The 14,705-nt window shown below is 70.8% G+C and carries 13 protein-coding genes; 1 reads left to right on the forward strand and 12 read right to left on the reverse strand.

Features of this window, described 5'->3' with window-relative positions; translation table 11 throughout:
* Positions 1 to 4: 4 nt before the first annotated feature.
* Positions 5 to 3,547 (reverse strand): DNA polymerase III subunit alpha, encoded by a 3,543-nt coding sequence (gene dnaE, locus ACN27J_RS09140; RefSeq protein WP_421365127.1) that lies wholly within the window; start codon positions 3,545 to 3,547, stop codon positions 5 to 7.
* Between the two features lie 190 nt (positions 3,548 to 3,737).
* Here dnaE and ACN27J_RS09145 point away from each other — a divergent pair, with 190 nt between their 5' ends.
* Complete coding sequence (locus ACN27J_RS09145) at positions 3,738 to 5,306, forward strand: hypothetical protein (RefSeq protein ID WP_421365129.1); 1,569 nt, start codon at positions 3,738 to 3,740, stop codon at positions 5,304 to 5,306.
* A gap of 27 nt (positions 5,307 to 5,333) precedes the next feature.
* On the opposite strand, the gene ACN27J_RS09150 is transcribed toward ACN27J_RS09145, so the two are convergent.
* From ACN27J_RS09150 to ACN27J_RS09200, 11 genes are all read right to left on the reverse strand, one after another.
* Complete coding sequence (locus ACN27J_RS09150; RefSeq protein WP_421372161.1) at positions 5,334 to 6,830, reverse strand: MinD/ParA family ATP-binding protein; 1,497 nt, start codon at positions 6,828 to 6,830, stop codon at positions 5,334 to 5,336.
* Between the two features lie 117 nt (positions 6,831 to 6,947).
* A complete protein-coding gene (locus ACN27J_RS09155; protein WP_421365131.1) occupies positions 6,948 to 8,297 on the reverse strand; it encodes a hypothetical protein in 1,350 nt (449 codons plus the stop codon).
* A gap of 59 nt (positions 8,298 to 8,356) precedes the next feature.
* Positions 8,357 to 9,298 carry an RluA family pseudouridine synthase gene (locus ACN27J_RS09160; RefSeq protein WP_421365133.1) on the reverse strand — a complete coding sequence of 314 codons (942 nt, stop codon included), beginning with the start codon at positions 9,296 to 9,298 and terminating at the stop codon, positions 8,357 to 8,359.
* Complete coding sequence (lspA, locus tag ACN27J_RS09165) at positions 9,295 to 9,921, reverse strand: signal peptidase II (RefSeq protein ID WP_421372163.1); 627 nt, start codon at positions 9,919 to 9,921, stop codon at positions 9,295 to 9,297. Before lspA ends, ACN27J_RS09160 begins: the two co-directional genes overlap by 4 nt.
* Before the next feature lie 56 nt (positions 9,922 to 9,977).
* A complete protein-coding gene (locus ACN27J_RS09170; RefSeq protein ID WP_278174555.1) occupies positions 9,978 to 10,397 on the reverse strand; it encodes a TraR/DksA family transcriptional regulator in 420 nt (139 codons plus the stop codon).
* A 397-nt stretch (positions 10,398 to 10,794) separates the two neighbouring features.
* The gene (locus ACN27J_RS09175; RefSeq protein WP_421372165.1) at positions 10,795 to 11,085 is read right to left on the reverse strand and encodes a DUF167 domain-containing protein; all 291 of its coding nucleotides are present in this window, start codon (positions 11,083 to 11,085) and stop codon (positions 10,795 to 10,797) included.
* Between the two features lie 85 nt (positions 11,086 to 11,170).
* Complete coding sequence (locus ACN27J_RS09180) at positions 11,171 to 11,743, reverse strand: hypothetical protein (RefSeq protein WP_421365135.1); 573 nt, start codon at positions 11,741 to 11,743, stop codon at positions 11,171 to 11,173.
* A gap of 52 nt (positions 11,744 to 11,795) precedes the next feature.
* Positions 11,796 to 12,602: a DivIVA domain-containing protein gene (locus tag ACN27J_RS09185; RefSeq protein ID WP_421365137.1), complete on the reverse strand. Its 807-nt coding sequence runs from the start codon at positions 12,600 to 12,602 to the stop codon at positions 11,796 to 11,798.
* Positions 12,603 to 12,642: 40 nt separating this feature from the next.
* Positions 12,643 to 12,948: a YggT family protein gene (locus tag ACN27J_RS09190; RefSeq protein WP_123602596.1), complete on the reverse strand. Its 306-nt coding sequence runs from the start codon at positions 12,946 to 12,948 to the stop codon at positions 12,643 to 12,645.
* Between the two features lie 25 nt (positions 12,949 to 12,973).
* Complete coding sequence (locus tag ACN27J_RS09195; RefSeq protein WP_278170188.1) at positions 12,974 to 13,672, reverse strand: cell division protein SepF; 699 nt, start codon at positions 13,670 to 13,672, stop codon at positions 12,974 to 12,976.
* A 186-nt stretch (positions 13,673 to 13,858) separates the two neighbouring features.
* Positions 13,859 to 14,599, reverse strand: a complete 741-nt coding sequence (locus ACN27J_RS09200; RefSeq protein WP_421365140.1) for a YggS family pyridoxal phosphate-dependent enzyme — start codon at positions 14,597 to 14,599, stop codon at positions 13,859 to 13,861.
* Positions 14,600 to 14,705 lie beyond the last annotated feature (106 nt).

A 14,705-nucleotide genomic window follows, 5' to 3' on the forward strand; every position in this document is an offset into this window, starting at 1 on the left:
GATCTCAGCCGGCCACGGCGGTAGGGCCGAGGAGCGCCTTGAGGTCGGCCATCAACGCGGTCGTCGGGGCGACCCGGTGCGGGCCGAGACGCAGCAGGGTGGCGCGGCCGCCGTTGACGAGTTTGACGTGCACCTCGGCCGAACCTGGGTGGCTGGTCAGCACGTCGCGGAGGCTGTCGACCAGCGGCGGGGTGCAGCGGGCCGGGGACAGCGCGATCACGATGGGTTTGATCTCGTCGGCGGCGGTGATCTCCGGTACGGACAGGTCCATCGCCATCAGTCGGGGCTGGTCGTCGCGTCGGTCGACCCGGCCCTTCACCACGACGATTGCGTCCTCGGCGATGTACTGGCCGACGAGTTCGTAGGTGTTCGGGAAGAACAGCACCTCGACGGCGCCGCCGAGGTCCTCCAGGGTGGCCGAGGCCCACGCCCGGCCCTGCTTGGTGATCCGCCGCTGCACCCCGGAGAGGATGCCGGCCAGGTTGACCACGGTGCCGTCGGCGACCGCGCCGTCCTCGGCCAGGGCGGCGATGGACATGTCCGCGGCCGCGGCCAGGACGTGCTCGACACCGAACAGCGGGTGGTCGGAGACGTACAGGCCGAGCATCTCCCGTTCGAAGGTGAGCAGGTCGGTCTTGTCCCACTCGCCGTCCGGGATCGGCGGGGTGACCACCATCGGGCCCGCGCCGCCGCCGGCCGGGTCGGCGGCGCCGAACGCGTCGCCGAACAGGTCGTACTGGCCGACCGCCTCGTTGCGTTTGAGGTCCATGAACGAGTCGATCGCGTCGGCGTGCACCGTCAGCAGGCCCCGGCGGGTGTGCCCCAGCGAGTCGAACGCGCCCGCCTTGATCAACGACTCGACGGTGCGTTTGTTGCAGGCCACCGGGTCGACCTTACGCAGGAAGTCGTAGAAGTCGGTGTAGGCGCCCTTGTCCTTGCGGCACCGGGCGATCGCGTCGACCACGTTCGTGCCCACGTTACGCACGGCGGCCAGGCCGAACCGGATGTCGGCGCCGACGGCGGTGAACCGGGCCCCGGAGGCGTTGACGTCCGGCGGCAGCACCTTGATCTTCATCCGCCGGCACTCGGCCAGGTAGACGGCGGCCTTGTCCTTGTCGTCGCCGACACTGGTCAGCAGCGCGGCCATGTACTCGGCCGGATAGTTGGCCTTCAGGTACGCCGTCCAGTAGGACACCAGGCCGTAGCCGGCGGTGTGCGCCTTGTTGAACGCGTAGTCGGAGAACGGGACCAGGATGTCCCACAGCGTCTTAATCGCCTCGTCGGAGTAGCCGTTGTCCCGCATGCCCTGCGAGAACGGCACGTACTCCTTGTCCAGGATCTCCTTTTTCTTCTTGCCCATCGCCCGGCGCAGCAGGTCCGCGGCGCCGAGCGTGTAGCCGGCCAGCTGCTGGGCGATCGCCATGACCTGCTCCTGGTAGACGATCAACCCGTAGGTGTCGCCCAGGATGTCGGCGAGCGGTTCGGCCAGCTCGGGGTGGATCGGCACCACCGGTTTGCGGTTGTTCTTGCGGTCGGCGTACTCGTTGTGCGCGTTGGCGCCCATCGGACCCGGCCGGTACAGGGCGAGGACCGCGGAGATGTCCTCGAAGTTGTCCGGCACCATCGAGCGCAGCAGTGACCGCATCGGCCCGCCGTCGAGCTGGAACACCCCGAGCGTGTCACCACGGGCGAGCAGCTCGTAGGCGCGCTTGTCGTCCAGCGGTAGATCCTCCAGGACCAGGTTGAGGTTCTGGTTGTCGGCGATCCCGGCCAGGCAGTCGTCCATCACGGTCAGGTTGCGCAGCCCGAGGAAGTCCATCTTCAGCAGGCCGATGGACTCGCACGCGCCCATGTCCCACTGGGTGATGATCGCCCCGTCCTGCTCCCGCTTCTGGATCGGCAGCACGTCGACGAGCGGGTCGCGGGACAGGATCACCCCGGCGGCGTGCACCCCCCACTGCCGTTTCAGCCCTTCCAGGCCCTTGGCCGTGTCGACGATCTTGCGGACCTCGCCGTCGGACTCGTACAGCGCCCGGAACTCCACCGCCTCCGGGTAGCGCGGGTGCTTCGGGTCGAAGATGCCGGTCAGCGGGATGTCCTTGCCCATCACCGGCGGCGGCATCGCCTTGGTGATCCGGTCGCCCATCGCGAACGGGTAGCCGAGCACCCGGGCGGCGTCCTTGATCGCGGCCTTCGCCTTGATCGTGCCGTAGGTGATGATCTGGGCGACCCGTTCCTCGCCGTACCGCTCGGTCGCGTAGCGGATCATGTCACCGCGGCGACGCTCGTCGAAGTCCATGTCGATGTCCGGCATCGACACCCGGTCCGGGTTCAGGAACCGTTCGAACAGCAGGCCGTGCGGGATCGGGTCCAGCTCGGTGATACCCAGGGCGTACGCGATCAGCGCCCCGGCCGCCGAACCACGGCCCGGGCCGACCCGGATCCCTTCCCGCTTGGCGTAGTGCACCAGGTCCGCGGTTACCAGGAAGTAGCCCGGGAACCCCATCTTGAGGATCACGTCGAGCTCGTACTCGGCCTGCCGGCGGTGCCCGTCGGGCACCCCGCCGGGGAAGCGGCGCTCCAGCCCACGCAGCACCTCGGCCCGCAGGAACGACTCCTCGGTTTCCCCGGCCGGCACCGGGAACTGCGGCATCAGGTCCCGGGACGCGAACAACGCGGAATAGTCGCCGATCTTCTCGGCGATCTCGAGGGTGTTGTCACATGCTCCCGGCACCTCGGCGTCCCACAGTTTCCGCATGTCCGCCGCGGATTTCAGATAGAAGTCCCGCGCGTCGAACTTGAACCGCTTCGGGTCCGCCATCGTCGAACCGGACTGAACACACAGCAGCACCTCGTGCGCGTCCGCGTCCCGTTCATGCGTGTAGTGCAGATCATTGGTCGCGACCGGTTTGAGATTCAACCGCTTACCGAGCCGGATCAGATCATCCCGGACCCGGGTTTCGATACCCAGTCCGTGATCCATCAACTCCAGGTAGAAATTGTCGGCACCGAAAATGTCGCGGAATTCGGCCGCCGACGCGCACGCCTTCTCGAAGTCACCGATCCGCAACCAGGTCTGGACCTCACCGGACGGGCACCCCGTCGTCGCGATGATCCCCTTGCCGTACTCGTTCAGCAGTTCCCGGTCCGCGCGCGGCTTGTAGAAGTACCCCTCCAGGCTCGCCCGCGAGCCCAGCCGGAACAGGTTACGCAGGCCGTCCGCGTCCGCCGCCAGCATCGTCATGTGCGTGTACGCGCCACCACCGGAGACGTCGTTCTCCCCGCCGTCGGCCCACCGAACCCTGGTCCGATCCCGCCGATCCGTCCCGGGTGTGAGATACGCCTCCAACCCGATGATCGGTTTCACCCCGGCACCGGTCGCCTGCTTGAAGAAATCGTAAGCGCCGAAAAGATTGCCGTGGTCGGTCATCGCCAGGGCCGGCATTTCCAGACGGTTGGCCTCGGCGAACAGTTCCTTCAACCGGGCCGCTCCATCGAGCATCGAATACTCTGTGTGCACGTGCAGGTGCACAAAACTATCGGACACCGACCCGGCCCCCTTCTCCCGTCCCGGCACGACCAGCGAACCCTATCGTGTCGCCACCGACGCCGCACCGAGGCGCGCGGGTCCGCAGCCGCACGGCGGGCACCACTTTCACTCGCCCCGACTTGCGACACTCCCGGGAGAGTACGAGCCCCACCCGACAACACCGTCAGTGAGGGTTTACCGTCTCTGTGTGAGCACAGCCAGACAGAGACCCACATTTCGCTCCAGGCTGACCGGCATCGGCGTCGAGGCGCTGGTCAGCATCGGCACCGCGTTCGGGTTCCTGGCCTGGAGCAAAGACATAAATGTCGATCCGCTGGACCGGAAAGGCCAGGTGAGCGGCCTGGCAGCACTCCAGCTCCGGTTCGCGGTGCTGGCCGGCGTGCTGGTCGTCGCGATGGTTCTGACGCACCGGCTGCTCGCCCCGGCACACCGGCTGTACATCGTCCGGGCCGGCTGCGCCGCGGTCGCCGGGCTCGCCACCGGGCTCGTCGCCGGTGGGATCGCGGTGGCGCTGCGCGGCACCCAGCTGCCGCTGTGGGCCGGCGGCGGCGACTACCAGTGGATCCTCGAATGGACCGCCGCGTTGTGGTCCGGGCAGGAGATATCCGACCACTACCCACCGGTCGTCTTCTGGGTGATCGGGGCCTGGGCCCGGCTGACCGACCAGCCGCACGTCCTCGCCCTCAAGGACCTCCAACTGGCCGGTACCGCCCTGTTCGGCCCGGCCGCCTACCTGGCCTGGCGGCTGGTGCTGCGTCCGCTCTGGGCGGTGACCATCGGGGTGCTGGCGATGCTGCCGATGATCGAACCGGTCAAGCCGTACCCACAGATCACCCTGGTGATGCTGATCCCGGTGCTGGTGAAGTTCCTCTCGACGGTCCGCCGGGCGGAGCGGATGACCGCCCGGCGGGCCCTGCTGGCCGGCACGCTGGCCGGGGTCGGCCTCGGGCTGCTCTTCCTGCTCTACTCCGGATGGTTCGTCTGGTGCGCCGGTGGCATGCTGGTGGCCGTCGCGCTGGCCGCGCCGTGGCGGACCGGCTGGCGGCCGGTCCTGCTGCTCGGCGGCGCGACCGTGGTCAGCTTCGTGCTGGTCGGCTGGGTGCATCTGCGCGGCCTGCTCGCCCCGACCGGCGGCACCTCCGACGACTACTTCTACTTTGACACCGACACCGAGCCGGCGTACATCGCGATGTGGCGCAACGACCGACCGGCCGACGTCGGCCCGGTCTGGCCACCGGTCGGCGAACTCGGCGGGGTCGGGCTGTTCACCCTGCTGCTCGCCGCCGGACTCGGGCTGGCCCTCGCGCTGGCCTGGCGGCGCAGCATCGTGATCGCCCTGGGCGCGTGCGCGGCCAGTGCCTGGTTCCTGCGGATGTGGCTGGCCAGCGAGCAGTGGGAGACCCAGACCGTACGGCTGTATCCCCGGACCACCGCCGTGGTGCTCTACTGCCTGCTGATCCTCACCGGATTCGGGGTGCTGCTCGCCGTCCAACGCTGGCGCGACCGCACCGGCACCACCGGACCGGCCAGCCGGGGGCCGACCGCCCCGGTCGGGCTGCTGCTCGTGCCGCTGCTGTTCGTGCTCGCCTCCGCCGGGTCGGCCACCGTCGACCGGTACCTGCCCGACGAGCGGACCGACCACGCCGGCTACTTCGCCTGGATCGCGCACACGACGCCCTACCCGGACGGCCGGTGCTCCCGCTGGGGGGTGGCGCACGGCTGCCAGCCGACGGCCGACCGGGTGCCGGCCGACTGACCCGGCCTCAACCAACGGAGACCCGGCTCAGCGGACGAACGGCTCCAGCATCATCGAGGCCGCCTGCAGCCACGCCTGCCGCGTCTCCGGCTGCAACTGCACGTACTCGATGGACGACCCGGTCTCCAGGGCCGGGTCGTAGGGCACCACGGCCACCGCCCGGGTCCGGGTGGCGAAGTGCCGGCGCAGGTCGTCGAGCAACGGCATCGGTCCCGGGCTCGGGCAGGACAGCAAGGTCACGGCGTTGCGGACCAGGTCACCCATGCCGACGTCGTCCAGCAGGTCCAGCATCCAGTCCGCGGTGAACGCCGCGTCCTCGCGGGGCACGCAGGTGACCACCAGCTGATCGGCGGCCTGCAGGACGGTCTGCCAGTTGGCGCTCTCCACGTTGTTGCCGGTGTCCACACAGATCACGTCGTGGGTCCGGCGGAGCAGCTCCAGCACCCGCCGAACGGTGTGCGGGTCGAGACGCTGCGCGAACCGAGGGCTCTCCTCACCGGCGAGTACATCGTACGAGCCGTCGGAGGCGTGCCGGAGGTAGTCGTCGAGCCGGTCGGTCAACTCGTAGCCGTGCGAGCCCTCGATCTCCACCAGATCGGAGATCAGATGGCGGATCGTCCGGGCGTGACGGGCGCTGCCGGCCCGCAGCCCGAGCGTGCCGCGCAGCTCGTTGTCGTCCCAGGCGAGCACGCCACGGCCACGGACGCTACCGATCGTCGCCGCGGCGAGGACGGTCGCCGTCGTCTTGTGCACCCCGCCCTTCGGATTCGCGAACGCCAGCACCCGCGGTATGCCGAGGTTGCGGCGCAGGATGCCGGTGGCCCGGTCGACCTCCGCGTCGGGCCGACTCTCCCGCCACTCGATCCGCGCCGGGTATCCGCCGCCGACGTCCGGACCCGGCGGGTATCCCGGCCCTGGCCCGCCCCGGCGGGGCGGCTCGGCGACCGGCGGATAGCCGCCGACCTCGGGGCCGGACGGGAAGCCCTGCTCCGGAGGTGGCGGCACGCTCGGTCGCACCGGGCGAGCGCCTCGGTCCGGAGGGTGGCCGGGCATCACCGGATAGCTGGGTGCGTAGCCACCCGGGGCGGCCGGACCCGGCGGCGGCGCCAGGGCGGCGTACCGTCCGGCGGCCGGCGCCGGCGGCCCCGGGTCCGCCGGATAGCCGGGATCGGCCGGATAGCCATGATCAGCCGGATAGCCGGGATCGGCGGGGTGGCCGAGGGTCGGCGGGTGACCGGGATCGGCCGGATGGCCGGAGTCGCCCATCCAACTGGAACCGGTGGAATGCCCCGGCTCCGGGTGGTGACCCGGCACCTGTGCGATGCCGTTGGGCACCTGCGCGGTACCGCGACCGTTCTCCCGCGGCCGGGGCGCCGCCCCGTTGCGGTCCGCCACCTCGGGATGCTCACCGGTACGGCCACCGAGTCGAGCCCGGTCGAGCAGCGCACGCCAGCGCGGCGCTGGTTCGGCAGGCCGGCCCCAGCCGGACTCGGTGCCCTCCACGGCTCGCCCTCCCAGCGCTATCGGTCCCCGCCTGACAGGCTACGAAGCTAGACCTGTTCAGGCCACACCGCCAAAGGCCCGTTGTTCGGCCCGACCGGCCATCTCTGCCGGACTCCCCCAGTCCGGTCACCGCAGCCGTCACCTGACGAGGATCGTGGCGGCACCGGGGGTAGCGTACGGAACCGAGACACCGGTGGTCGATACCGGCCCGCTACCAGGTTCACCGGTGGGGTGCTCCGGGCAGCCCGACGGTCCGACGGTGGCCGGCGACGCGCCGGTCCGTGACGGGGTACAGCCAGCCGGCGTGGCCGGACGGCCCGCCCCGCTGGTCGATCGGCCCGACGGAGCCGTGGTCGGGCTCCCCGACCCGGCCGACGGATTGGCCCGACCCGCCGGATTTCCAGGAGCTGCCGGATTTCCAGAAGCTGCCGAGTTTCCAGGACCGGGCGGCGACGTGTCGGCGCCGTCTCGGGTGCCGTCCTCGGCGTCCGGGGCGGAATCGGCGCTGTCCGGGGCGGAATCGTGGTCGGGCGCGGACCCGGTCTGCGTGCCTGGCCCCACGTGCGGGGCGCCGTCGGTCGCCGGAGCGACGCCGGTCGGACCACCGCGGACCGCACTGCCGGCCGCCCCGCTCGGCTCGGCGGCCGGAACATCGAACGGCAACCCGCTGCTGGTGAGCGCGGCGTCGCCAACCGGCACCACCCCGTCGTACTCCGGTAGCGGAGGCAGGAACACCGCCCGGTCCAGGCGGCGGACCTCGGGCGCGGGATCGACGGCCCGGATCTCGGCCAGCCGGGCCAGCCTGCGCAGGTCTACCGGGACGCCCTGGACCACCGCCGCGAACACGCAGGCACAGTGGTCGCGATAGGCGGCGGCCTCGGCGGTGGCCACCCGGGCACCCTTGTCGTAGGCCAGCCACTGGTCCAGGTCGGCTGCCCGGCCGAGTCCGGCGACCCGGCGCCGGTAGTCGGTCGCCTGTCTGCTCTTGCGCTCGGCGACCTGTTCCATCCCGATCAGCACGTCCTCGGGGAGCCGGAAGGCCGGCATCCGGATCACCTGGGTCTTCTCCCGCCCCAGCGGGACCCGCGTGTAGACCTCCACGGCGGACACTCCGGACAGGACAGCGGCGAGCCGGTCAGGTGCCAGGTATCCGTTGAAAGTCACCAACGCGTAGCTGTCGCCGGTCGACCCGGCCGGCGTCGGATCCTCCGACAATGTGGCCAGCTCGCCGCGTACCGCCCGGAGGTAGTCCGGTATGGACTCGCCCTCGGCGACTCCCACCTGGACGACATCGTCCATCGCGCGGACGCCGCCGTCGTCGTGGTCCACCGCCCAGACGGCGGCGACCAGCACGGCGCTGATCGACACCCCGGCCACCCCGACGAGCAACTGGGGGCGGACCGGACGCTGCGCGAGCCGGACGGCGGCGTCCACCAGAAGCGGTAGCAGCCGCCTGTCGATTCGCCGCAACAGGTCGCCGGCACGCACGGGCGACTCCCCTTCCCCGATGGCGGGTGGACGCTGAGTGATCGGGTGCCCGCCGGCTCTCAATCGCCGAGCACGGCCAGGGCACGCTTCAAGTCGTCAGGGTAGTCGCTGTGGAAGCGAACTTCCTCCGCCGTACGGGGGTGTAGGAAACTGAGCGCACGGGCATGCAGCCACTGGCGGGTCAGTCCGAGTCGGGCGGCGAGTGTCGGATCCGCACCGTACGTCAGGTCACCTACGCACGGGTGCCGCAGCGCGGAGAAGTGCACCCGGATCTGGTGGGTACGGCCGGTTTCCAGGCGGATGTCGACCAGGCTGGCGGCGGGGAATGCCTCCACCGTCTCGTAGTGGGTGACGCTGGGTTTGCCGCCCGAGACCACCGCCCACCGGTAGTCGTGGGTGGGGTGGCGGTCGATCGGGGCGTCAATGGTCCCGCGCAACGGGTCGAGATGCCCCTGCACGACGGCGTGGTACCGCTTGTCCACCTCGCGTTCCTTGAACGCACGCTTGAGTACCGAGTACGCGTGCTCGCTCTTGGCCACCACCATCAGCCCGCTGGTGCCGACGTCGAGCCGGTGCACGATGCCCTGGCGTTCGGCCGCGCCACTGGTCGCGATGGTGTGACCGGCAGCCGCCAGACCGGCCAGCACGGTCGGGCCGGTCCATCCAGGGCTCGGGTGCGCCGCCACGCCGACCGGCTTGTCCACCACCACGATGTCCTCGTCGGCGTACTCGACCCGCAGCCCGTCGACCGGTTGGGCGATCACCACCGGTGCCGCGACGGGCGCCGGCAGGACCACCTCCAGCCAGGCGCCGGCGGTCACCCGGTCGGACTTGTGCCGGGTCACCCCGTCCACCGCGGCGTCGCCGGACTCCACCAGCGCGGCGGCCGCGGTGCGGGACAGTCCGAACAGCCGGGAGACGGCCTGATCGAGCCGGGTACCGTCGAGCCCGTCGGGCACCGGCAGCGACCGTCGCTCCCCCTGGCGGGCAGGTGTGTTCATTGATTCACCTTTCCGGACAGCCGGCGGCCGTCGCGCTGTCGGCCGGTCAGTTCCAGCAGTACGGCGAGGAGTACGCCGATGACCAACGCGCTGTCGGCCACGTTGAAGATCGGGAAGACCTGGCCGTACGGGTGGAAGACGCTGAACATGTCCACCACGTGGCCGAGGAGGGGCCCGGGGGCGCGGAACATCCGGTCCAGGAAGTTGCCGAGCGCCCCACCGAGGATCAGCCCGAGCGCCACCGCCCAGGGCAGCGACCGCAGCCCTCTGGTCAACCAGCCGATCCAGCCGACGACCGCCACGGTGACGAGCGGGAATATCCAGGTGTAGTCGGATCCGAGGCTGAATGCCGCACCGCTGTTGCGGATCAGCGTCAGGTAGAGGGCACCGCCCAGCAGGCGGACCGGTTCCCGATCGGTCAGGGCGCTGATCGCCCACTGCTTCGCGCCGAGGTCGATGAGCAGTGCCGCCGCCGCGACCAGGGCGAAGACCCACAGCGCGCGTCGGCCGGTGCCCGTCACCGGCGAGCCGGTGACGGGCGTGCCGTCGCCCGCTTCAGGTGCTGGCGGGGCGTCGCCACCGGCGTTCGGAACGTCCGGACGCGGATCGCCGTCGGCGGACAGGCGCCTCTCCCTTCTCAGTGGAGCGGCTCGCCCGCGTCGGGCCTGTCACTGCCCGGCTAGCGCCGCTCCTCGATCTGCTTGCAGGACACGCAGAGCGTGGCCGAGGGGAAGGCAGCGAGCCGCTCGACCGGAATGTCCGTGCCGCACCGCTCACACCAGCCGTAGTTTCCCTCGTCCAGCCGCTCCAGCGCCCGCTCGACCTGGTTGATGCGGTCCAGGATGCTCTTGGCGAGGGAGATCTCCTGCTCCCGCTCGAACGTCTTGGTGCCGGTGTCGGCCTGGTCGTCGCCGGCCGAGTCGGTCAGCCGTTCCCGCTGCAGCTCGGTGATCTCGCTCAGCGTCTGATCATACTCGGCTCGCAACTCGTCCCGACGGGCCTGCAGGGCAATCTGGATCTTGGTGGTCTCGGCCGCGCTGCGCGGTGCCCGGGCCGCTCGCCCGCGGGCGGCGGTCTTCGTGTCGGCTGGCTTCGCCATCGTCGCTCCCTCGGCCGCGTCACCCGCGGCGATCGGCAGTGCCTGTACGGGATCCTCCGGCGTCGGCAGGCCGGACGGTACGCGGCGCGGCGCGGTGGACGGGGTCACCCGACCCGTCCGGCACCTCGCTCCCGTCAGCTCGGCCATGCTGCCCCCAAAGCACAAAACGGGCGTACAACGGGTCCGTTGCACACTCCGGAGATTCGCAAGGATACGGAACGTGAAGACATCCGACAACAATGGCACAGCTTTCGTCCGGTGATGCACCGATTTGACTGGCCAGATCGAGCCGAAGGACACGGCGGCGCGGCGCGGGCCGACATATCACTCAAGAAGGACAGTCGCCGCGCCTTGTCGAGGAGTGTGACGTGTGGTCGGGGTGTCGGCAGTCGACCGTTCACCCGTCCCGCAGCCGCCGCAGCCGGGCGTCCAACGCCTTGGCCTCGTCGGTGGACACGGTGTCCACCGTGAACAGCTTGTCCCGGCTGGCGGCACCGGCCCGTAGCGTGACCCGCCGGGGCGGCACCTCGAGCGCTGTCGCGAGCGCATGCCGGGCCGCCTCCGTCGCGCGGCCGTCCACCGCCGGGGCAGTGACCGCGACGATCAGCGCTGGTCCCTGCGGGCCGGGGTGACAACCACCGATCCGGGCGCGGGACGCACCGGGCTTGACCCGGACGGCGACCACCAGGTCGGTCTCCGGACGCCCGCTGGCACCGGCGGCCGACCGGGTGGGCCGGCGACTGCTCGCACGGGACACGAAAGACGCCGCCTGTTCAGACGCGGCCGGACTCGGCCAGCAGGGTCCGGTTCGGCTGGCAGAGCCCACACGGGGTGAATCCGAGTTCCAGGGCCTCGCGCACCGGCAGCGGCTCACCGTCCCTGGCCACCAGGTGCAGGCAGCTCGCCCGGTGGTAGCGGGGCCGACCGTCGACCACGATCACGTCGGCATCGAGCCCGGCCAGCCGGGCGTGATCGGTCTCACCCGTCTCCTCGACCGCCGGTTCGTCAGGCGGGTCGTCGTCGGCTGCCCCGCCGCCGAGATGGTCGTCGGCCGGGTCGGTCGGCTGCCGACCGACCGGCGCGGCGGATGACCGTTGACCGGCCCACTGGTCCGGATCGGGGTCGACGCCGAACTCCGGACGGGAAACCGGCTCCGGGTCGAACGGGCCGGTGCGCAGGTTGCCGGCTCGGGCCGCAGCGGCCTGCCGAGCACCGACCACGAGAGCCACCGCCGCGAGCAGACTGGCGACGATCGAGCCGACCAGCAGCAGGCTGGACCCGCTCGCCAGGCCGAGCACGAGCAGAGTGACGGCGACGAGGATGAGCACCAGACTTGCCACTATCACGGCTCACCCCCGCCGCCTCGTTGCTGACGTACCCCCCGCGAGAGGCTCGGCCTCAGCGGCCGGCCTCCAGCGCGCCGGACCGCCCACCGCCGTAGGAGCTGGCCAGGCCGGCGGTCGCCAGACCACCACTACCCGACGCTGAGCGGCCGCCCTCGACCCGCCCCATCTCGGCCTCGAGGCCCTGCCCGCGACCGTCCAGGTCGCGCAGCTGGCTCTCCAGGTACGCCTTGAGCCGGGTGCGGTACTCCCGCTCGAACTGCTTGAGCTCCTCGATGTGCTTCTGCAGGGCGGTGCGCTTGGCGTCCAGGCCACCCATCGCCTCCTGGTGGCGCTGCCGCGCGTCCCGCTCCAGCGCGTCGGCCTTGGCCCGCGCCTCGCGGGTGACCTCCTCGGCCTTGGTGCGGGCGTCGGTAAGCAGCTTGTCCGCTTCCCGGCGGGCGTCGGAGACGTGGTCGTCCGCCGTCCGCTGGGCCATCATCAGCACCCGCAGCGCCTGCTGCTCGCCGTCGCCGCCGCCACCGACGACCGGGCCACCGGCCGACCTGACCTGCTCCAGCTCGGCCTGCATGGCACGGGCGGCCTGCTCGGCGGCGGCCTTGTCCCGCTGTACGCGGTCGAGCTGAGCCTTCATGTCGTTGAGCTCCGCCGCGAGACGCGGGTCGGCGCCCGGGCCCGCCGGCCCGCCACGACCTCCGCGCTCCACCTGGGCGCGCAGCTCGTTGTTCTCCTCGATCAGACGGGCGAGCTCACGCTCGACCTCGTCCAGGAAGGCGTCGACCTCCTCCTCGTCGTACCCCCGCTTGCCGATCGGAGGCTTTTTGAAGGCGACGTTGTGGACGTCGGCCGGGGTTAGCGGCATCGAAACTCCTCGGGTCAGTTGCGGCCGCGTAGCGCGCCGGTCAGTTGGTTGCCCTGATCAGCGGCTCCACCACGAACGTGATCAGCACGAACAGGATAACCAGGAGCACAAGGGAGGCCAGGTCGAAGCTCACGGTACCAATTCGCAGTGGTGGGATCACCCGCCTCAACGCCTTAAGGGGGGGATCAGTGACGCTCCACACCGATTCCAATCCGGCTGCGGCACCCCGACCGGGTTGCCAGCGTCGACCGTACTGAAGCACCGCACTCAGGACAAACCTCGCCAACAGGGTGAGCAGAAAGACGTACAGCAGCAGATACAGGACTTGGAACAAGATCGACAACACGGCAGGCGAGGTCCTCGGGTCAGGGCTAGCCCAGGCTGAAAAATCCACCCTCGGCTATCTTGGCCTTGTCCTCCGCGGTGACCTGGACGTTGGCCGGTGAGAGCAGAAACACCCGGTTGGTGACGCGTTCGATCGTACCGCGCAGACCGAACGCCAGACCGGCAGCGAAATCAACCAGACGGCGGGCGTCGGCCTCATCCATCTCGGTGAGGTTGATGATCACCGGCGTGCCGTCGCGAAAGTGCTCCCCGATCGTCCGGGCCTCCCGGTAGGTGGTCGGGTGCAGCGTGGTGATCTGGTACCGCTGCTCCTCCTCGGCGACGACCATCCGCTCCCGCACCACAGGCTGTGGCGCCAGCGCCAGATTGTCCCTGGTCGGGTAGCTGGCCGGCGCGGCCTCGGCACCGGCCCGGGTGATCGATCGCACACTGGCGCGCTCACCCCGGTCGGGATCCGGACCCCGGTGCTCCCGCTCGGCAGCCCGGTGCTCCCGCTCGGCGGCCCGGGCCTGCAGCCGCTCCGACGGCCGCAACCGCTCCACCGGTGGCCGCGCGCGTGGTGGCGGGTCGTCCGGCTCCTCGTCGTCGGCGAACTCGTCGGCGTACCTGTTGTCGCGGTATCGCGACTCTCGGTAGCCACCCTTGTCGTAGCCGTCGTCGTAGCCCTGGTCGTCGTCCTCCTCGACCAGGCCTAGCCAGACCCCCGCTTTGCGCAGTGCACCCATGCCGCGCCCCTCCGTCCGCCGTGCGGCACGCGCCCCCGCCGTGCCACTGTCGCGCGTGAACACTGCAGTGCCCACCGGTCCGAGCCGGCTCCCCGCCATGACCGGTGCGCGGTCATGGACGTCGACCCCCGACGACGGGGAGTCCGGCTCAAACAACACTGATGTAGTTTGGTATCCGCCGCCAGGCTACCGTAGCGTTGGGCGCTTTCCGAGCAACGCACTTCCGACACGGACATGTGTCGCGCCGGCGTCCACCGCCGCCTCCAGGTCGGCGCTCATCCCGGCCGAAACCATCCACGCCTCCGGCACGGCGGCTCTGAGCTGGACAGACACCTCCGCCAGCCGGGCGAACGCCGGCTCCGCCGGCTGGCCGAGCGGAGCCACCGCCATCACCCCGGCGAGTCGCAGATCGGACTGGCCCAGGATGCACTCGACCACCGGCCAGAAGCCGGTCACCGCATCCGCCGAGTCCGGCAACGCGCCGCCGCGCCCCGTCACGCCGTCCAGACTGACCTGGACCAGCACGTCGAGCGGTCGACCACGCCGACCGGCAGCGGCGGCCAGGGCGCGGGCCAGGGGCACCCGGTCGACCGAGTGCACCAGGTCCGCGTAGCCCACCACCGACCGGCACTTGTTGCGCTGCAGCTGGCCGACGAAGTGCCAGCGCAGCCCTGGCCCGCCGGACGGTCCGGGGGCCAGCTCGGCAGCCTTGGCCGCCGCCTCCTGGTCCCGGTTCTCGCCGACGTCGGTGACCCCGAGCTCGGCCAGCAGCCGCACGTCGGCGGCCGGATAGGTCTTGGTCACCGCGATCAGCGTGACGCTGTCCGCCGGCCGACCCGCCGCCGCCGTGGCGGCGGCAAGCCGGGACCGTACGGCGGTCAGCCGGTCGGCCAGTTCCGCGCGTCGCCGTTCGGTGTCGACCGTCATCGGATTCCTTCCGTGGATACTCCGGCCTTCAGGCCGGGGAGGAAACGGAACCCCTGCGGAGCAGGTCAGGGAAAGCCGATCCGCCGCCCGGGCGGATCGGCGTCCA

Source organism: Solwaraspora sp. WMMB762 (genome assembly GCF_049179115.1).
Classification (GTDB): Bacteria; Actinomycetota; Actinomycetes; order Mycobacteriales; family Micromonosporaceae; genus Micromonospora_E.